The 17,733-nt window shown below is 53.9% G+C and carries 16 protein-coding genes, 1 tRNA gene and 1 pseudogene; 10 read left to right on the forward strand and 8 right to left on the reverse strand.

Translation table 11 applies throughout. The features are described 5' to 3' along the window. Positions 1 to 75: 75 nt before the first annotated feature. Together katG and LOZ86_RS12065 are read right to left on the reverse strand one after the other, a co-directional pair. Positions 76 to 2,250, reverse strand: a complete 2,175-nt coding sequence (katG, locus tag LOZ86_RS12060) for a catalase/peroxidase HPI (RefSeq protein WP_039481084.1) — start codon at positions 2,248 to 2,250, stop codon at positions 76 to 78. Positions 2,251 to 2,689: 439 nt separating this feature from the next. Continuing rightward, positions 2,690 to 3,955: a metallophosphoesterase gene (locus tag LOZ86_RS12065; protein ID WP_039481087.1), complete on the reverse strand. Its 1,266-nt coding sequence runs from the start codon at positions 3,953 to 3,955 to the stop codon at positions 2,690 to 2,692. A 79-nt stretch (positions 3,956 to 4,034) separates the two neighbouring features. On the opposite strand from LOZ86_RS12065, the gene LOZ86_RS12070 reads away from it, so the two are divergent. Continuing rightward, on the forward strand, positions 4,035 to 4,808 hold the full coding sequence (locus LOZ86_RS12070; RefSeq protein WP_039481090.1) for a DeoR/GlpR family DNA-binding transcription regulator: 774 nt from the start codon (positions 4,035 to 4,037) through the stop codon (positions 4,806 to 4,808). Between the two features lie 47 nt (positions 4,809 to 4,855). Here LOZ86_RS12070 and LOZ86_RS12075 read toward each other — a convergent pair whose 3' ends face one another. Together LOZ86_RS12075 and LOZ86_RS12080 are read right to left on the reverse strand one after the other, a co-directional pair. Then, positions 4,856 to 5,647, reverse strand: coding sequence for an HAD-IIB family hydrolase (locus LOZ86_RS12075; protein WP_039481092.1), 792 nt, complete (start codon positions 5,645 to 5,647; stop codon positions 4,856 to 4,858). Positions 5,648 to 6,168: 521 nt separating this feature from the next. Continuing rightward, positions 6,169 to 6,483, reverse strand: coding sequence for a DMT family transporter (locus LOZ86_RS12080; protein WP_039481093.1), 315 nt, complete (start codon positions 6,481 to 6,483; stop codon positions 6,169 to 6,171). A gap of 366 nt (positions 6,484 to 6,849) precedes the next feature. Between LOZ86_RS12080 and LOZ86_RS12085 the strand changes: the two genes are divergently transcribed. Together LOZ86_RS12085 and LOZ86_RS12090 are read left to right on the forward strand one after the other, a co-directional pair. Then, a tRNA-Val gene (locus LOZ86_RS12085) sits at positions 6,850 to 6,926 on the forward strand. A 250-nt stretch (positions 6,927 to 7,176) separates the two neighbouring features. Beyond that, the gene (locus tag LOZ86_RS12090; RefSeq protein WP_039481096.1) at positions 7,177 to 7,563 is read left to right on the forward strand and encodes a hypothetical protein; all 387 of its coding nucleotides are present in this window, start codon (positions 7,177 to 7,179) and stop codon (positions 7,561 to 7,563) included. A 77-nt stretch (positions 7,564 to 7,640) separates the two neighbouring features. Here LOZ86_RS12090 and LOZ86_RS12095 read toward each other — a convergent pair whose 3' ends face one another. Then, complete coding sequence (locus tag LOZ86_RS12095; RefSeq protein ID WP_230242073.1) at positions 7,641 to 8,321, reverse strand: LysR substrate-binding domain-containing protein; 681 nt, start codon at positions 8,319 to 8,321, stop codon at positions 7,641 to 7,643. A 42-nt stretch (positions 8,322 to 8,363) separates the two neighbouring features. Further along, positions 8,364 to 8,546: pseudogene (locus LOZ86_RS21425) on the reverse strand (helix-turn-helix domain-containing protein); the annotation flags it as partial. A gap of 107 nt (positions 8,547 to 8,653) precedes the next feature. Here LOZ86_RS21425 and LOZ86_RS12105 point away from each other — a divergent pair. After that, positions 8,654 to 9,616, forward strand: a complete 963-nt coding sequence (locus LOZ86_RS12105; protein WP_111778489.1) for an AEC family transporter — start codon at positions 8,654 to 8,656, stop codon at positions 9,614 to 9,616. A 63-nt stretch (positions 9,617 to 9,679) separates the two neighbouring features. Here LOZ86_RS12105 and narP read toward each other — a convergent pair whose 3' ends face one another. Together narP and narQ are read right to left on the reverse strand one after the other, a co-directional pair. Further along, entirely contained in the window at positions 9,680 to 10,312 is a 633-nt protein-coding gene (gene narP / locus LOZ86_RS12110) for a nitrate/nitrite response regulator protein NarP (RefSeq protein ID WP_039481103.1), read from the reverse strand. A gap of 98 nt (positions 10,313 to 10,410) precedes the next feature. Continuing rightward, on the reverse strand, positions 10,411 to 12,129 hold the full coding sequence (gene narQ / locus LOZ86_RS12115) for a nitrate/nitrite two-component system sensor histidine kinase NarQ (protein WP_039481106.1): 1,719 nt from the start codon (positions 12,127 to 12,129) through the stop codon (positions 10,411 to 10,413). A 250-nt stretch (positions 12,130 to 12,379) separates the two neighbouring features. On the opposite strand from narQ, the gene napF reads away from it, so the two are divergent. From napF to napB, 6 genes are read left to right on the forward strand one after another with little or no spacing between them, the layout of a single operon-like run. Then, positions 12,380 to 12,916, forward strand: a complete 537-nt coding sequence (napF, locus tag LOZ86_RS12120; RefSeq protein ID WP_039481109.1) for a ferredoxin-type protein NapF — start codon at positions 12,380 to 12,382, stop codon at positions 12,914 to 12,916. Further along, a complete protein-coding gene (gene napD / locus LOZ86_RS12125; protein WP_039481112.1) occupies positions 12,913 to 13,233 on the forward strand; it encodes a chaperone NapD in 321 nt (106 codons plus the stop codon). Before napF ends, napD begins: the two co-directional genes overlap by 4 nt. Next, positions 13,230 to 15,716, forward strand: coding sequence for a nitrate reductase catalytic subunit NapA (gene napA, locus LOZ86_RS12130; protein ID WP_039481114.1), 2,487 nt, complete (start codon positions 13,230 to 13,232; stop codon positions 15,714 to 15,716). Before napD ends, napA begins: the two co-directional genes overlap by 4 nt. Before the next feature lie 5 nt (positions 15,717 to 15,721). Next, the gene (gene napG, locus LOZ86_RS12135) at positions 15,722 to 16,414 is read left to right on the forward strand and encodes a ferredoxin-type protein NapG (RefSeq protein WP_039481118.1); all 693 of its coding nucleotides are present in this window, start codon (positions 15,722 to 15,724) and stop codon (positions 16,412 to 16,414) included. After that, a complete protein-coding gene (napH, locus tag LOZ86_RS12140; protein ID WP_039481121.1) occupies positions 16,401 to 17,264 on the forward strand; it encodes a quinol dehydrogenase ferredoxin subunit NapH in 864 nt (287 codons plus the stop codon). The genes napG and napH overlap by 14 nt, the downstream gene beginning before the upstream one ends. Then, positions 17,261 to 17,728 (forward strand): nitrate reductase cytochrome c-type subunit, encoded by a 468-nt coding sequence (napB, locus tag LOZ86_RS12145; RefSeq protein WP_039481122.1) that lies wholly within the window; start codon positions 17,261 to 17,263, stop codon positions 17,726 to 17,728. The genes napH and napB overlap by 4 nt, the downstream gene beginning before the upstream one ends. Positions 17,729 to 17,733: the final 5 nt, after the last annotated feature.

Here is a 17,733-nt window from a genome sequence, read left to right on the forward strand (position 1 = left end):
ATCGTTCAACTGATCCTTAACTGATCAGCATTACTCCCTGCGCAGCATGATCGCCAACGCGAGGAGCATAATCTCTTACTCCGCCAGATCGAAGCGATCCGCATTCATCACTTTCACCCAGGCAGCAACAAAGTCATTCACAAACTTCTCTTTGCTGTCGTCCTGTGCGTAAACCTCAGCGTAAGCGCGCAGAATGGAATTGGAGCCAAAGACCAGATCCAGACGCGTCGCAGTCCATTTGACTTCACCCGTTTTACGATCGCGGATTTCATACAGGTCTTTACGGTACGGTTTCCACGTGTATTTCATATCGGTCAGGTTGACGAAGAAATCATTCGTCAGCGCCCCTTCACGATTCGTAAACACGCCGTGTTTTGTGCCGCCGTAGTTGGTCCCCAGCACACGCAGGCCGCCAACCAGCACTGTCATCTCTTTCGCCGTCAGCCCCATCAGTTGGGTACGATCGAGCATCAGCTCTTCCACGCTCACGGCATAGTCTTTCTTCAGCCAGTTACGGTAGCCATCGTGGATAGGTTCAAGGACGTCAAAAGACTCTGCGTCGGTCAGGGCATCGGTGGTGTCGCCACGTCCCGGAGCAAAAGGCACGGTGATATTCACGCCAGCCGCTTTCGCCGCTTTCTCAATCCCCACATTACCCGCCAGCACAATGGTATCGGCCACGCTGGCCCCCGTTGCGGCGGCAATACTTTCCAGAACGACTAACACACGCGCCAGACGATCAGGTTCGTTCCCTACCCAGTCTTTCTGCGGAGCGAGGCGAATACGCGCGCCGTTGGCACCGCCGCGCATATCGGAACCACGGAATGTACGGGCGCTGTCCCAAGCGGTTGCGACCAGTTCACTGATGGAAAGGCTACTTTCTGCAATGCGTGCTTTGACCACATCAACATCATAGTCGGTACGGCCAGCCGGAACCGGATCCTGCCACAGCAACTCTTCCTGCGGCACATCTGGACCTACGTAGCGCGCTTTCGGCCCCATATCGCGGTGCGTCAGTTTGAACCATGCTCGGGCAAACACTTCGGAGAAGTACGCCTGATCCTGATAGAAACGCTCGGAAATTTTGCGATATTCCGAGTCAACTTTCAGCGCCATGTCGGCATCGGTCATCATCGGATTGTAGCGGATAGACGGATCTTCAACGTCAACCGGTTTGTCTTCTTCTTTAATACTGACGGGCTCCCACTGCGATGCACCTGCCGGGCTTTTTCTCAGTTCCCATTCGTGGTTCAACAGCATGTGGAAGAAGCCGTTATCCCATTGCGTCGGATGCGTCGTCCAGGCTCCTTCCAGCCCGCTGGTGACGGTGTAGCGCCCTTTGCCCGATCCCGTCGGGTTATGCCAGCCGAGACCTTGTTCCTCAACATCCGCACTTTCTGGTGCCGCACCCAGCAGACTGGCATCGCCATTACCGTGGGTTTTACCTACCGTGTGCCCACCCGCCGTCAGCGCAACGGTTTCTTCATCATTCATCGCCATACGGGAAAACGTCACGCGCATATCCTGTGCGGTACGCAGCGGGTCGGGATTGCCATCAACGCCTTCTGGGTTAACGTAAATCAGCCCCATTTGTACGGCCGCCAGCGGGTTTTCCAGCGTGGTACGATCGTCGCTGCCATAGCGCCCGGTGCTCTTCGCCAGCCACTCTTTTTCCGAGCCCCAGTAGGTGTCTTTTTCCGGGTGCCAGATGTCTTCACGACCAAAGGCGAAGCCAAATGTTTTCAGCCCCATGGATTCATACGCGATATTGCCCGCCAGAATAATCAAGTCCGCCCAGCTGAGTTTATTGCCGTATTTTCTTTTGATGGGCCACAGTAAGCGGCGCGCTTTATCAAGACTGACGTTATCTGGCCAGGAGTTAAGTGGTGCAAAGCGCTGGTTACCAGTTCCGCCGCCGCCGCGACCGTCGATCGTACGGTAGGAACCCGCCGAGTGCCAGGCCATACGAATCATCAGGCCGCCGTAGTGACCCCAGTCCGCTGGCCACCACTCCTGGCTGTCGGTCATCAGTGCATGCAAATCTTTTTTGAGGGCATCGACATCGAGGGTTTTGAGGGCATCGCGGTAGCTGAAATCGCTGCCGAGCGGGTTGGTCTTGGTATCATGCTGATGAAGAATGTCGAGATTGAGGGCATTTGGCCACCAGTCGGTGTTTGATGAGCCAGTAGAAGTGTTTCCGCCGTGCATAACCGGACACTTGCCGGCTGGTTTCGTTTTATTCTCGTCCATCGTTATCTCCCAGTATGTTGCATTGCCTTAATCGCTGTGCAAGAAGGTGGGTGTGTTCTCCGATAGCCTTGCCTTATGGCAACAGAGCGCTTCACCGATTCCTTCCTCTTGATGCAAGACAGTGCCAGAGTCTCCCTATAATTTATAATTGTATATGCTAACTTCTGCGATAGCTTAACCTGATGAAAAGTAGCTCAATCGCACATTTTTCCTATCTATACCCGTCATACTTCAAGTTGCATGTGCGTTGGCTGCGTTCAGTCACCCGAATCACTTACTTGAGTAAGCTCATCGGGACTCCCTCACTTTCCGCCTGCCTGAAACTCGAATTATTTAGGGTATGCATAATAATCTCGCTTATAGAACCATGCGTGACAATAAGCCTGCTTGTCATCGCGGCCTCTTTTAAGAGGCCGCAGATTCTTCTGCTATCCCAAAACTACAGCGACGGTGAACGGAGTATGAACTGGGTAATTTCGGCACGTTTCCCTAAGCGGATCGGAAAACCGTTCCACAGGCCCGCGCCATTGCTCACGTACAGATGCATGCCATCCACGTCATAGCTGCCGGACACATAGCCTTCATTCGCCAACTGCGTCACCCAATGCATGCCCAGCACCTGACCGCCGTGCGTATGGCCGGATAGCTGTAAATCCGCTCCGGCACGCGCATTCTCTTTCGCTCCCGTTGGCCGATGGCTGAGCAGAACGACGGCACTATCCGGCGCTATTCCGTTGAGCGCCGCGCCCGTATCTGGCAGCAATTGTTGAAAATCAGCGGCAGTGCGATCGGTGATCCCTGCCAGCACAAACGTGGCATTATCGCGGCCGATCGATACATTCTCATTGAGTAACATGCGTAAACCCAGTGCATTCAGTCGCTGCACCCATTGCGTATATTCCACGTAATACTCATGGTTGCCCACAATGGCAAACACGCCGTGTGGCGCGGTCAGATTACGCAGCGGTTCCATATCATCGTGACGGGCATTCACGGTACCGTCAGCCAGATCGCCGGTAATCACCGTCAGATCGGGGTTAAGCGCGTTGGTTTTTGCCACCACCGCTTCCATCCAGGGGCGCTGTAACAGGCGACTGGCATGTAAATCGGTTAGCTGTACCAGCCGGAAACCATCCAGCGCAGGCGGTAGCTGTTTCAACTCGACTTCTACCGTGCGCACTTCAGGAACGCGCACCGCCTCCCAAACGCCAATCGCCGCTAGCCCCATCGCCACCACGGCAATTCCGCCACGCAGCGCCATATTGTTCAGCAAAACCTGCCCAACTGAGCGGGATAACAGACGCCCCACGACGCCGAACAGATCGACGGCCAACAGCAGAAATGCGGATATCAGCAGCGCGCCAAACGCCCATCCCAGAAACATCAGGACAAACGCGGGCACTTCCGGCGACGCCATCGTGCCAAAAAAGGTGCGCGTAATCAGATGATGCTGCGAAGCCAGCAGCACTAACACCGCCAGTATGCGCTTTACAGGCACACCAACACGCAAGCGCCAGACCAGACGCCAGATAACATAGAGGGCGATAAGCCCAGTAATGACATGAAACACGGCTGTTTTTCTCTCTTTATCGGTGATGTCGGTATATTGACGCGTAAATTTTACACTATGACTCACGCATTGCAGATCAACGCGGTAGAGGTGTTGTGTTGCCAGAAGGTGCAGATTAACATGGCGCAATTCCATGCTGTACACATCATTGACCCGAATGAAGCCTGCTCGCTGGCGGCAGGTTGTGCATCATTTTGATTAACCAAGGACATGTATGTTCGATTACACCGACTTTCCCGAGCAACGGCAATCCAAAATCAGGCAGATCCTCAGCGAGGAAGGCAAAGTCGTCTGCGCCCAGCTCTCACGTGAATTGAACGTCTCCGAGCACACCATACGGCGTGACCTGAAAGAACTGGCGCAATCCGGTGCCTGCAAGCGCGTCTACGGCGGTGCGGTTAGCATGCCGCCAGAGGTGATTGATTTTGCCAGCCGAGCCACCATCGATGCCGCCCAGAAAGATCGCATCGCTCAGGCCGTCATCCCACTGATAAAACCCAACAGCTGCGTCTTCTTTGACACCGGCACCACCAATCTGGCCGTGGCGAAGCAGATCCCGGCGGGGTTAAAGTTTACCGCTGTGTGTAATTCGCCCATTATCGCGGCAGAACTGATGCAGAATCCTGATGTAGAAGTGATTTTTCTTGGCGGAAGGATCCAGAAAGAGGTCGGCGGCGCGATTGGTATCGATACGCTCAGGCAGCTAGAGAAAATGTTTTTCGATCAATGCCTGCTGGGAGGCTGTGCCTTTGATGCTAATGAAGGCCTGACCGTTTTTGAATATGACGATGCCGAATTCAAAAAATGTTTGGTGACCCGCAGCAGCGAAGTGATCGTTGCCCTGACCGCCAATAAAATCTCCGCCCTCACTCGCTATCGTGTGGCTGCATGTGATGAAATCACCACGCTGGTGACCGATGATGAAATCTCTCCTGCCTGCCAGAGCGTCTTAAGCGAAAAAAATCTGGATGTGATTATTGCCCGATAATGCAACGGTAGCCCCAGCGGTTGCCGGTTTGCTTCATGCAGTTCACTTTATGAAAGCAGCAGCTTTATCGTTTTCAGTACCCCATCGTCATCATTGCTACGGGCAATAAAATTCGCCGCAGCTTTGGTTTCCTCAAACGCATTGCGCATCGCAAAACTGTAAGCCCCGCGGCTCATTAGCTCAATATCATTGTAACCGTCGCCAAACACCATCGTTTCCTCTGGCGTAACCGCCAATTTCTCCTGAAGGATGTCTACGGTGTGCCCTTTGTGTACGCCGACATCCGCAATGTCGATCCAGGCCGCTTCAGAGACGACGATATAGACATGATCGTGAAACGCATCAAGATACTTCGCCGTCTCGTGGCAGTGCCCTTCTGGGTCATAAACCGTGATTTTTACAAAGTCATCGGTCACGGTAGCAAAGCTGGAGATCAACGTCACATTGGTGTACGACTTTTTCACCTTTTCCAGTAGAGCAGGATCGATCGTTTCCTTCACCATCGCACCGTGTGGGGTACAACCGATGACGACGTGCCGATCGTCTACGCTTTCCAGCACGCCAATCAGGCTCAAGGCAAGGCGGTTTTTGATGAGTGACTGGTAAACGTATTCTCCCTGATACTTGATGCGCGTCGCGCTGTCTCCCAGAATCCAGATGTCTTTCGCATCATCGCCAAAAAGCGCTTCGACCCGCTCGCACTGCTTGCCTGTGCAGACAGCAAACCGCACGTCCTTCTCTTTCATTAATGCATAAACATCGGCAAACAAGGCCCTGTTGTAATCGCCATCGCTGTGAAGAAACGTGCCGTCGAGATCGGTAATTACCAACTTGATCATTCCACTCCCCTTGCAGATTGTACGTACACAGATAGCCGCGAGTCAGGCCGTAACCTGCCTGGACCAAGAGATATCGTTTTTGTGCGGTTGTTAGATGACTGACGTGATAATTAATCGCCAGCGCTCGATTTAGCTCGATAAAGCAGTAAATACACTTGAAAGAGCATAAAGCACACTAATGAAAATCATTTTCGCCAGATTTATTGAGATATTACGCGAAAACCAGCATAGCACTTATTGATAATACGCAACAAGAAGCAAAAACAATCAACAGTGAGCAATAAGTGAGTGAGAGAAAGTGGCAGAGTCAGATGACAATGGCTCTGCCACACGCCAGATGCTCCCATGAAGACGAACCTGGCGTTCAGACGCAATACGTTATTCAAAAACTATACCCTAAATAATTCGAGTTGCGTGAAGGCGGCAACCGCGCGAGTCCCCAGGAGCTTACTCAGGTAAGTGACTGGGGTGAGTAAGGGCAGACAACGCACAAGCAGCTTGAAGTATGACGGGTATATACGTTATGAGGACAGCTTCATCATGACCAAACCGCTGACGATCAACAGCGCAGCGATAATCCTCATCGCATTTGCGGGTTCATTCAGGAAGACCAATCCCACCACAAACGCCCCGACCGCGCCAATTCCCGTCCAGATGGTGTAGGCCGTGCCCAGAGGAAGAGATTTCATCGCCATGGATAACAGCGCAAAGCTGACGATCATGGCGACAATCGTGACAACCGATGCGCCTACTTTCGTGAAGCCATCAGACAGCTTCATGCTGTAAGACCAGACAATTTCAAACAAACCGGCAAGCGCTAATAGAAACCAGGCCATACCCTGTTCTCCTTAAACATTGAATAGGGGTCGTCCCGTGAATCCTTTCCGTGTCAGAGGTCGTCCCCTGTCAGGATGCTATGCCGCGATACGATAACGTTGCGCTATCAGGGAGTAAAGCCTTTGCGCAACAGGCCGTCGTCAGCCGTCTGAATTGCATAAAAATTTCTGGGAGCAATTTTTAACGTTACGTCAGCAACGGCTTTATCCGACGAATTCGGCTAAACATTCAACACTTGAAAGAGGATGATAAACAAAGCGCTTGCCACCAACGTCAGAGCCGTCCATAATAGCGCCCATTCCAAACGCTGGAATGAAGAAAAGCATTCTAATCAAAACGTTACTGATTAAGATGTTATCTACTGTACGACCGTAGCTCAGTTGGTTAGAGCACCACCTTGACATGGTGGGGGTCGGTGGTTCGAGTCCACTCGGTCGTACCAATTCATGTTCTATAAATATTACCCTACGCCCGTAGGCTAATGAATGTGAATTGAAATTCTCTCTACTCGTATCTTGTTAATTTCATCAAACTCAATCCAATTTTTTCATCTGTTTTATCTGCTAATTGTTTTGGATTCAGGCTACTGCTATGAATCGCTCTTGATAAGAATCTGCCTTCCTTTAGGCTTGATTCGTGAAAAACCATTCGTCATTTATGATCCGTGTTAGTACTCGAAAGGAAACGAGAATATGGAACGTAGTGAAGCTAAAGATATCGTAACGGCATTGATAAACGGTATTGATCCTATAACAGGAGAAGTCTTGCCAGAGGAAAGTCCATACAACAACCCACAGGTCATTCGAGCCCTATTCACCGTGTTGGACACACTCAACGTCAAGAAACAACCTAAGAAGACACTCGAAGAAAAGCAGCAGGACAATATTAAAGCAGGCCGCCCGAAAAATGCAGGTATTTCATGGGATGATGAATTAAAGGCGTTGTTGGCCTCGACATTCCAAAATGGCGCGTCTATTGACGAACTGGCTACAAACTTTGAGAGAACAAAGGGCGCCATTGTGTCAGAGTTGACGAAGCAAGGGCTAATTGAGCCAAAGGTTGATAATAAAATTAGCTAACAAAGCGAAGCACGCGACACCGCGGCCCAACTAGCCGCGATAATCGATCTTACCGCGAACTAAAACCCAGCCTCAACCTATTGCGCCAATGCCCGATCGATATAGCGGGTAAACTGTTGATAGAGTTTCCCTGGTCGCGTCACGCTGAGCACAAGCTGAATCGCCGGAACGCTGGGAGCGCCATCTTCCGGGCCCAGAACATACAGCGCATCGGACAGTGCGCTTTTCGGCAGTAAACCAATCCCCAGCCCCTTTGCCGCCGCGCTGCGGATATTATCGAAAGACCCGCTCACATAAGAAAAGTAATACGGGCGTCCGACATGCTCCAGCGCAGAAACCGCGCATTTCCGAATCACACAGCCGTCAGGGAACGTGACGAGAGGGACTTCATCCATCTCACGGAAATTCACCGCGCCAGAGCTAACCCAGTGAAGGGATTCAACACGCAAAATTCTTTCTGTTTCAGAAATCAGCGGCTGCCCCGCCAGCCCCTTGAGGATCACGACATCCAGGCGTTGCTGGGCAACCATCGAAGACAGCACGGCCGATGACGCCGCCGTGATTTCCACCCTTAATTCAGGATTCTCTTCAAGACATAGCGAAATGATTTCATGCAGATTCTTAACCTCGAAGTCATCCGGGACGCCGAGCGCTACGCGTCCTGTCATCGGGGATTTCTGCAATGCGCCGATGGCCCGATGCGTACGTAGCAGGATGTCACGCGCGGCAGGCAGCAGCTGTCGCCCTTCTTCGGTCAACCCAAGAATGTGTCCCTGACGCCGTTCGATGAGGCGACAACCGACATCCTCTTCTAAGCGTTTCAGGCCAGCACTCAGCGTTGATTGCGTCCGTCCCAGCTCTTCACCTGCACGTCCGAAGCCACCGCACTCCGCGATGGAGACAAAGCCAGCGTGATACCACGCCCTTCTATCCGCTCGACCTGTGCTCGCACCGTTATCCTGACCTCTTGAGATTATCGTTATTGATTAAATCAATTATGAACACATCATAATTCATTTAGCGGTTTATGAAACACCCCGCAAAATCCACGGGTCGATATCTTCAAAAATATAAAGCAAGAGGCCCATTCATGTTCTTGATTGTCATTCCCTTATTTCTGGTGATTCTCGTTGGCTACGGTTATGGAAGAGCAAAACCCGACAGCGGCCAAGCAGATAAGTTAATCAACGACTATGTCCTGTATATCGCGCTGCCAGCCTTACTGTTTATTGCCGTGGCGCGTGCCGACACCAGCGATCTGAAACAGTGGGGCTTTATGCTGTCAACGCTGATCGGAATCGCAGCATCTTACATACTTGCCGCGTTGCTGGCGAAGCGCATGAGGATCGGATTACCCCACTCCTCCCTTCTTAGCATGGGCGCGTGTTATGGCACCACGGGATATATGGGCGTGCCGATGTTGATTTCAGTCTATGGCGAACAGGCGGCACTACCCGCAGCGATGGCAACCATTCTGCACAATATCCCCGCCATCATGGCCGTGATCGTCAGTTGGGATGTGTTCTCTACACGAGCGACAGACGCGAATACGCGACTGATTCACAGTGTGGGAAACTCGGCGCTGACGACCGTGAAGAATCCATTAACGCTCGCGGTGCTCGCTGGACTGATGTTCGTCCTGCTCGACATTCAGGTCCCCGTTGTCATCGAATCCTTTGCGCGCTTTCTGGGCAATGCTGCGGGCCCTACCGCGCTATTTGCTCTCGGACTGGGCCTTGCCAGACTGAAGGTAAAAGAGCACCTGAACGTCACGGTCAGCAAAACGGTGCTACCGATGGTTGTGCTAAAACTCGTGATACAGCCTGCCGTCACGTTCGCGATAGCCGTCTATGTATTCGGGATGGGTCAATCTCAGGGGGTCTGGCAGGCAACCGCCGTGGTGATGGCCGCGCAGCCAATTGGCGCTGGCGTGTATGTGTTTGCCAAGAAGTATAATTATCAACCGGATGTGATCGCGTTATCGATCATCGTCTCGTTACTGCTCGCACTCGTCACGATTCCCGCAGTATTGAGCCTTTTTCCGCCTTCGTGAATAACCGTTTGGGCTTCTGGTAATGATTCGGAAGCCCTATTCACACTGTCTATTTCAACGGCCCTACTGGCCGCGAGTTTCCAGATACAGCACCGTGGCGGCGACGCGGGAGCGCACGTTTAATTTGCGCAGCATGTTGCGGATATGCACTTTTACCGTCTCTTCCGAGATATACAGCACACTCGCAATTTGCTTGTTGGATAGTCCTGATGCGACTTCCTGAAGCACATCCAGTTCGCGCTCTGTCAACACGGTAAAGGGCGACGGCGTGTCCTGTATGGCGATACGGTGGCGCAGCACGTCCCGCACCTGTTCGCTGAAGGCATCACCGTTACGAATGGCCTCCAACAAGTGTTCCGGGGCGCTGTCTTTAAGCAGATAGCCATCGGCACCTGCATCCATCAGCGCATAAATATCGCTGGGCGCATCGGAGACCGTCAACACAATTACACGGGCGCAGATCCCATCGCGCCGCAGCGCGTGAAGCGTATCCAACCCGCTCAATCCTTTCATGTTGAGATCGAGCAAGATGATATCGGGTGAATCCCGATTCGCGAGGCTCAGCGCCTCCATGCCATTACTGGCTTCCCCGATCACATCAAAAATGGCATCGGTTGCCAGTAACTGACGGATTCCCCGGCGCATAAGCGGATGATCGTCGACGATCAAAACACGATAAGATGGTTTTTCTGACATGCCCAGCCCCAATGTAATATGGATCTTATTATTTTATTTATGATTATGGTCTATGATTTATCGCCGTCATACTTCAAGCGGCCTGCTTCCCACTCGACTTATTCAGGGTAGAGATTGTTCGTATTGTCGCGTTCACGCGCGGTCGTTGGCGTAGAAAAACAGACGCTCACCTGCGTTCCCCCTTCAGGGTGGAGGCCAATAGAGAGCTTTCCTCCTAACCGTTCGGCGCGCTCCTGCATAATATTTAAGCCGTAATGTCCCGCAGGTTCCTCCTGATTGATAATGCCGCAGCCGTCATCACGAATATCAACACAATGACGGCCATCAGGCTGCGTACGGCAGTTGACGGTAATCGTCGTCGCCTGCGCGTGTTTAATGGCGTTCAGCACCGCTTCACGGATGATTTGCAGCAAATGAACCTGCTGTGAGGCATCCAACGCCTGCGTAGGAATCCGGCAATCAATCGCGATGGTCGCTGGGGTCTGCGTGCGCAGCGGCTCAATCATTTCCTGCATTGCCGCCGGCAAATCGGCCTGTTGCAGCGTCAGTCGGAATGTGCCCAATAGTTCGCGCAGCTGGCGATAAGCATCGCTTAACGCCTGTTCGAAATCTGTGATGATCTGCCGGGCCTGCGCATTTTCTTCTGCTACCGAACGCTTTAATAACGCCATCTGGATATTCAGATAAGAAAGCACCTGAGCCAGTGAGTCATGCAATTCACGCGCAATCGTGGCACGCTCTTCCATCAGTAACAGCTGCTGATAGTGCTTCTGCGCCTGATTAAAATAGAGTCCGCGACCCAGCATAGTGGCGACGCTTTCCATCAGCTGCGCCGACGGCTGTTGCGTTGATGCCTGCCACCGTAGCTGTCCAAACTCGACGTCTTGCAAACGGATGGGCAAGGCCTGCCACGCCGTCTGCTCGTCCGGCTGACCTTCACATAACCGCCAGTTCTCCCCGACCCGCATTTCCAGACAGTCGACCGTTTCATAGCGACGAACAATTTGCAGAATCTGCTGAAAACAATGCCGGTCTATCGTGCTGACGTTCATCGCCTGAGAGCAGTTGTACAGCACCTTCAGCATGCGGTTCACTTCCTGCAAGCGCAGCGTTTTCTGCCGTACCTTATCTTCCAGAGAGCGGTAAAGTTTTTGCAGCTCGTCAGTCATATTACTGAAGGTTTGCGCCAGTAATCCCAGTTCGTTAGGCAGATTGACGTCCAGCCGCGAATGGGTAAAACGCCCCTTCTCAATGGACGTACAGGCCGCCATGAGCTTATTCAACGGCACGACGACCTGACGACGGATGCGGCGCAGCGTAAAGAAGATCAGTATATAGATAGTGATCGAGCCAATTATTGATGTCACAACGACTATCATCATCTTGCGTTCGGAATAGTGCTGCAACGCCAGCACAAAGAGATCGATCTGCGTGACATAGCCAACAATATTGTCCTGATACCACACCCGCTCCCCCGCGTTCAGGCGCTCATCCATCGTTTTCCAGCTCTGCAACAGCGCGGCATAGCGATCGCGCACATCACGCGGCACATACCAGCGATCCAGCAGGTGAAAAACCGGGGAGTCCAGCGTTTGCGCATAGAGGCGGCGATGCGGTTCTAACGCTGCGCGATCGCCCTGTAGGTCATACCCCATGCGATAGCTTTGCATGCGCATGGAACCGGCTACGTTGATCGCTTCCGCATCACGTAAACCGCTGGCTAACGTCAGCAGCGCAATGCCCGTCGTCAGGAATGAAAGCAACGCGATATAAAAAAACGCGCGAGCCAGGCTGGTAGAAACAGGACGTTTGACCATCACAGCGAGTAATCCTCTTTTACGTCATACCTACTCTAAATAAGTAGATCAACATTTCAGCGTACTATCACGATCCCCACACGCTCCCGCAAGCCAATGAGACGCGAATCCCACATAAGCTTGATCCGGCACCCCCATTTACCTCTAAAGGGTGATTATCGCATACACCCCAAGAGGAATAGTGTACCCCCTACAAAAACAGCGTGTTTTTTATTGGATATTTCATTGAGTACCAGAGCGACAAACTGCCATGACTAACCTCTCCCGGCGTTCCCTACTGACTGGTGGCCTACAGCGGGCAGACAACGCGTTGCGTCCGCCGTGGAGCGGCACAGAAAGCCAGTTCCTGAGCCAGTGCACGCGCTGCAACGTCTGCATTGATGCCTGCGGTTCCGGGATTATCCAGCGCGGTTCAGGCGGTTTCCCCACCATCGACTTTCAGCGCGGCGAATGCACGTTCTGCTACGACTGCGCTCGCGCGTGTCCACAAGCGCTGTTCGCGGAGAGCCACACTCCGCCGTGGGAATACCACCTGACGATTCAGGATGCCTGTTTATCGCTGCATCAGGTGGAATGCCGCAGCTGTCAGGATGCGTGTGAAACAGGCGCGATACGGTTTCGTCCCGCCCTAGGGCGCGTTGCCGCACTGTCCATCGATGACGACGCCTGTACCACCTGTGGCGCATGTATTTCTGGGTGCCCTGTCAGCGCCATCTCGATGAAAAAAATCACCGCGGGATATCACACCGCGCCAGCGCGTCTCCCGACGCAACAGGAAAACCGATGAGCACAGTCTGGCATGTTTGCAGTGTAGTGGTTCACGTCAACCCAGCGCAGTTGGCGGCCGTTGACGAGGCGTTAGCGACGCAACCCAATTTAGAAGTGGGTGCCAGCGATAGCGATACCGGAAAAATGGTCGTGGTGCTGGAGTCAGATTCAGAAGACACGCTGTTAAAACAAATAGCGTCAATACGCGAGCTTACAGGCGTACTGGCGGTTTCGCTGGTTTATCACCAGCTTGATGAACCATCTTTTGATGAACAATCTTTTGCTTTCGATGAACAACCTCTTGATCAACAAGCTCAGGGTGAGGAAATACTATGAAACTCAGTCGACGACACTTTATGAAGGCGAACGCGGTTGCAGCGGCAGCCGCGGTCGCAGGCATCACCATACCCACCGCGGTTCGTGCCGTGACCGAACAGTCGGATGCTATCCACTGGGATAAAGCCCCCTGCCGCTTCTGTGGCGTTGGGTGCGGTGTACTGGTCGGAACGCAAAACGGCCGCATCGTCGCTAGTCAGGGCGATCCCGAAGCGCCAGTTAACCGTGGATTAAACTGCATCAAAGGCTATTTCCTGCCAAAAATCATGTACGGACAGGATCGCGTGACCCAGCCTTTGCTGCGTATGCGTGACGGAAAATTCGATAAAGAAGGCGAATTTACGCCGATCTCCTGGGATCAGGCGTTTGACATCATGGCGGAGAAATTCAAAACCGCCCTGAAGGAGAAAGGCCCGAACGCGATAGGAATGTTTGGCTCTGGGCAATCAACCATTTGGGAAGGCTATGCGGCCGCCAAACTGTTCAAAGCGGGCTTCCGTTCCAACAACATTGACCCCAACGCGCGCCACTGTATGGCATCGGCGGTCGTCGGCTTTATGCGTACCTTCGGTATGGATGAACCGATGGGCTGCTACGACGACATCGAGCAGACCGATGCGTTTGTACTGTGGGGCTCTAATATGGCGGAGATGCACCCGATTCTCTGGTCGCGCATCACCGACCGTCGCCTGTCGAACAGCAATGTTACGGTCGCCGTGCTGTCCACCTATCAGCACCGCAGTTTTGAGCTGGCGGATAACGGCATGGTGTTTACGCCGCAAACCGATCTGGCCATTCTCAACTACATCGCCAATTACATTATCCAAAACAATGCGGTGAACGAGGCCTTCTTTACCCGCCACGTGAACCTGCGCCGAGGCGTGACCGATATCGGCTACGGGCTGCGTCCGACGCATCCGTTGGAAAAAGCGGCGAAAAATCCAGGTTCCGATGCGTCTGAGCCGATGAGTTTTGAAGAATACAAAGCCTTTGTCGCCGACTACACGCTGGAAAAAACGGTCGCGCTCAGCGGCGTTCCAGCCGATCAGTTAGAAGCGCTGGCAAAACTCTATGCCGATCCGAAGAAGAAAGTGATCTCCTACTGGACGATGGGCTTTAACCAGCACACGCGCGGCGTCTGGGCGAACAATCTGGTTTATAACATCCACCTGCTGACGGGAAAGATCTCTCAGCCGGGCTGCGGGCCGTTCTCGTTAACCGGTCAACCATCTGCCTGCGGCACCGCACGTGAAGTTGGCACCTTCGCCCACCGCCTGCCTGCGGACATGGTGGTGACCAACGAGAAACACCGCGCGATAGCGGAAAAGCTGTGGCAGTTACCGACAGGCACGATTCCTGAAAAGATCGGCTTGCACGCCGTCGCACAGGATCGAGCGCTGAAAGACGGCACGCTGAATGCCTATTGGGTGATGTGTAACAACAACATGCAGGCCGGCCCGAACATCAATCAGGAGCGTATGCCGGGCTGGCGCGATCCGCGTAACTTCATCGTCGTGTCCGACCCCTATCCGACGATCAGCGCATTGTCTGCTGACCTGATTTTACCGACTGCAATGTGGGTAGAAAAAGAAGGTGCCTATGGCAACGCCGAGCGTCGGACGCAGTTCTGGCGTCAGCAGGTTAAAGCACCGGGCGAGTCAAAATCGGACCTGTGGCAGGTCGTGAGCTTTGCCAAGCGCTTCGCCATCGAGGACGTGTGGCCGGAAGAACTCTTGGCGCAGAAACCAGCCTATCGCGGCAAGACGCTCTACGACGTGCTGTTTGCGAACGATGCCACCACGCGCTTCCCACTCAGCGAATTAGCGGAAAACCAGCTGAACGATGAATCTCGCGAGTTCGGTTTTTACCTGCAAAAAGGCCTGTTTGAAGAATACGCCGCGTTTGGTCGTGGGCACGGTCACGACCTGGCACCGTTCGATACCTACCACAAAGTGCGCGGACTGCGCTGGCCAGTAGTTGATGGCAAAGAAACGCAATGGCGTTACAGCGAAGGAAACGATCCTTACGTCAAAGCGGGAGAAGCCTACCGTTTCTACGGCAAACCGGATGGCAAGGCGGTGATTTTCGCGCTGCCGTACGAGCCTGCCGCCGAAGCGCCGGACGAAGAATACGATCTCTGGCTCTCCACCGGTCGCGTGCTGGAACACTGGCATACCGGCAGCATGACGCGCCGCGTACCGGAACTGCACCGCGCCTTCCCCGAAGCCGTGCTGTTTATGCACCCGCAGGATGCCAAAGCGCGCGATCTGCGTCGCGGTGAGAAAGTCCGCATTATCTCGCGCCGTGGTGAAGTCGTCTCGATTGTTGAGACGCGCGGCCGCAATAAACCGCCGCGCGGCCTGGTGTATATGCCGTTCTTCGATGCCGCACAGATGACCAACGTCCTGACGCTGGATGCGACCGATCCGCTGTCAAAAGAAGCGGACTTTAAGAAATGCGCCGTCAAGCTGGCTAAGGTATAGCGCACATGGCACGCCCGGAGAATTCATCACCCGCTCGCCGTCGCTTTCTGCGTGACGCCGTCCGCGCCGTTGCTGGCTTATCAGCAGCGGTGACGGTTCTCGGCATTCAGCAGCGACGCGCTCAGGCAGACGTACTCCGGTTGCGGCCGCCAGGTGCGCTGTCTGAGGCGGCATTTTCCGGTGCCTGCATACGCTGTGGCCAATGTGTTCAGGCCTGTCCGTACGACACGCTGAAGCTGGCAACGTTGGTTTCCGGTTCCGCCGCGGGTAGCCCTTACTTTGTCGCACGCGATATCCCGTGCGAGATGTGTGAGAACATTCCCTGTGTGGTCGCCTGCCCCAGCGGTGCGTTACAGCCGTTGGACACGATTGATGATGCCCGCATGGGATTAGCGGTGCTGTTAGATCAGGAAAACTGCCTGAACTATCAGGGGTTACGTTGCGATGTCTGCTATCGCGTCTGCCCCCTCATCGATAGCGCCATCACATTGGAGCCAGAGCGCAATCCCCGCACCGGAAAACATGCCCGTTTTCTGCCTACGGTGCATAGCGATGTCTGTACTGGCTGTGGCAAATGTGAAAAAGCCTGCGTGCTGGAACAGCCGGCGATCAAGGTCTTACCGCGCGCGCTGGCAAAAGGCGAACTCGGACATCACTACCGTTTCAGTTGGCTGGAGGCACGCGATGGCAAATCGTAAGCAGGACGCCGGACGAGAAGCTCGGGCGAAAAAAGGCTGGTGGCGCAGCCACCGCTGGCTGGTCTTACGCCGTCTAACCCAGTCTCTGGTGCTGCTCATGTTTCTCAGCGGCCCGCTGTTAGAGTTCTGGATCCTGCACGGTAACTACAGCGCCAGCCGCTTGCTCGACACCGTGCCGCTCAGCGATCCGCTGATGGTGCTGCAAAGTATGGCTAGCGGCCATCTGCCCGCCACCCTCGCGCTGGTCGGCGCGCTGATTATCGCGTTGAGCTATGCGCTGGCAGGCAAACGCCTGTTCTGTAGCTGGGTCTGCCCGGTTAATCCGCTCACCGATTTAGCCGCTTGGCTGCGTCGTCGTTTCGGCATCACTGCCTCGGCGACGATCCCCCGCAATCTACGCTATCTGCTGCTAATGCTTATTCTGGCAGGGAGTGCGCTGACGGGCGGGCTGCTGTGGGAGTGGGTCAACCCGGTTTCACTGATGGGTCGCGGGCTGATTTTCGGGTTTGGGGCAGGTATCTGGCTGCTGCCGGCGCTATTTCTGTTTGATTTGTGGGTCGTGGAACACGGCTGGTGCGGACACCTTTGTCCCACTGGCGCGCTGTATGGTGCGCTTGGCGGTAAAGGCGCGCTGGTTGTGGATGCCCCTGAACGTGAACGCTGTACGCGCTGTATGGACTGCTTTCATGTCTGTCCAGAGCCACAGGTGCTGCGCGCCCCCTTGCTTGATAAACACAGTCCGGCACAGGTTACTGACCGAGACTGCATAACATGCGGACGCTGTATTGATGTCTGCGCTGAAGACGTTTTTAAAATAACCCTTAGATGGAAATCGGGAGCAAAGTCATGAAAAGCCTGAGAATGGGATGGTTTCGCTGGATCACCGCCCTGGCGATAATGGGCAGTACCATAATAGGTAGTGCAATAATAGGCAGTGCAATCGCCACTGCACAGGTCGATTTAAGCCAATCGCCAGAAGTTGCCGCGACACAGCCGGGAAATAGCCGGATGCCGAAGCAGCAGGAGCGTATGGCGCTCAACTATGTCAACCAACCACCGATGATCCCGCATAGCGTGGATGGCTATCAGGTCACCCCGACCTTTAACCGTTGCCTACAGTGTCACGGCGTGGAGAGCTATCGTTCCACCAGCGCCCCCCGCGTCAGCCCGACCCATTTTGTCGACAGAGACGGCAAAGTGCTGAGCAATGTCGCCCCTGCGCGCCATTTCTGCCTGCAATGCCACGTGCCGCAAGCGGACAGTTCGCCGATTACCGGTAACACGTTCACCCCTTCTAAAGGCTTTGGTCAGTGAGGTTT

This window comes from Pectobacterium parvum, assembly GCF_020971565.1.
GTDB classification, from domain to species: Bacteria; Pseudomonadota; Gammaproteobacteria; order Enterobacterales; family Enterobacteriaceae; genus Pectobacterium; species Pectobacterium polare.

What these genes read in the sequence shown, in the direction of transcription:
- katG (WP_039481084.1), bottom strand. Translation starts at nt 2,250, where the DNA reads ATGGACGAGAATAAAACGAAACCAGCCGGCAAGTGTCCGGTTATGCAC.
- LOZ86_RS12065 (WP_039481087.1), bottom strand. Translation starts at nt 3,955, where the DNA reads ATGGAATTGCGCCATGTTAATCTGCACCTTCTGGCAACACAACACCTC.
- LOZ86_RS12070 (WP_039481090.1), top strand. Translation starts at nt 4,035, where the DNA reads ATGTTCGATTACACCGACTTTCCCGAGCAACGGCAATCCAAAATCAGG.
- LOZ86_RS12075 (WP_039481092.1), bottom strand. Translation starts at nt 5,647, where the DNA reads ATGATCAAGTTGGTAATTACCGATCTCGACGGCACGTTTCTTCACAGC.
- LOZ86_RS12080 (WP_039481093.1), bottom strand. Translation starts at nt 6,483, where the DNA reads ATGGCCTGGTTTCTATTAGCGCTTGCCGGTTTGTTTGAAATTGTCTGG.
- LOZ86_RS12090 (WP_039481096.1), top strand. Translation starts at nt 7,177, where the DNA reads ATGGAACGTAGTGAAGCTAAAGATATCGTAACGGCATTGATAAACGGT.
- LOZ86_RS12105 (WP_111778489.1), top strand. Translation starts at nt 8,654, where the DNA reads ATGTTCTTGATTGTCATTCCCTTATTTCTGGTGATTCTCGTTGGCTAC.
- narP (WP_039481103.1), bottom strand. Translation starts at nt 10,312, where the DNA reads ATGTCAGAAAAACCATCTTATCGTGTTTTGATCGTCGACGATCATCCG.
- narQ (WP_039481106.1), bottom strand. Translation starts at nt 12,129, where the DNA reads ATGGTCAAACGTCCTGTTTCTACCAGCCTGGCTCGCGCGTTTTTTTAT.
- napF (WP_039481109.1), top strand. Translation starts at nt 12,380, where the DNA reads ATGACTAACCTCTCCCGGCGTTCCCTACTGACTGGTGGCCTACAGCGG.
- napD (WP_039481112.1), top strand. Translation starts at nt 12,913, where the DNA reads ATGAGCACAGTCTGGCATGTTTGCAGTGTAGTGGTTCACGTCAACCCA.
- napA (WP_039481114.1), top strand. Translation starts at nt 13,230, where the DNA reads ATGAAACTCAGTCGACGACACTTTATGAAGGCGAACGCGGTTGCAGCG.
- napG (WP_039481118.1), top strand. Translation starts at nt 15,722, where the DNA reads ATGGCACGCCCGGAGAATTCATCACCCGCTCGCCGTCGCTTTCTGCGT.
- napH (WP_039481121.1), top strand. Translation starts at nt 16,401, where the DNA reads ATGGCAAATCGTAAGCAGGACGCCGGACGAGAAGCTCGGGCGAAAAAA.
- napB (WP_039481122.1), top strand. Translation starts at nt 17,261, where the DNA reads ATGAAAAGCCTGAGAATGGGATGGTTTCGCTGGATCACCGCCCTGGCG.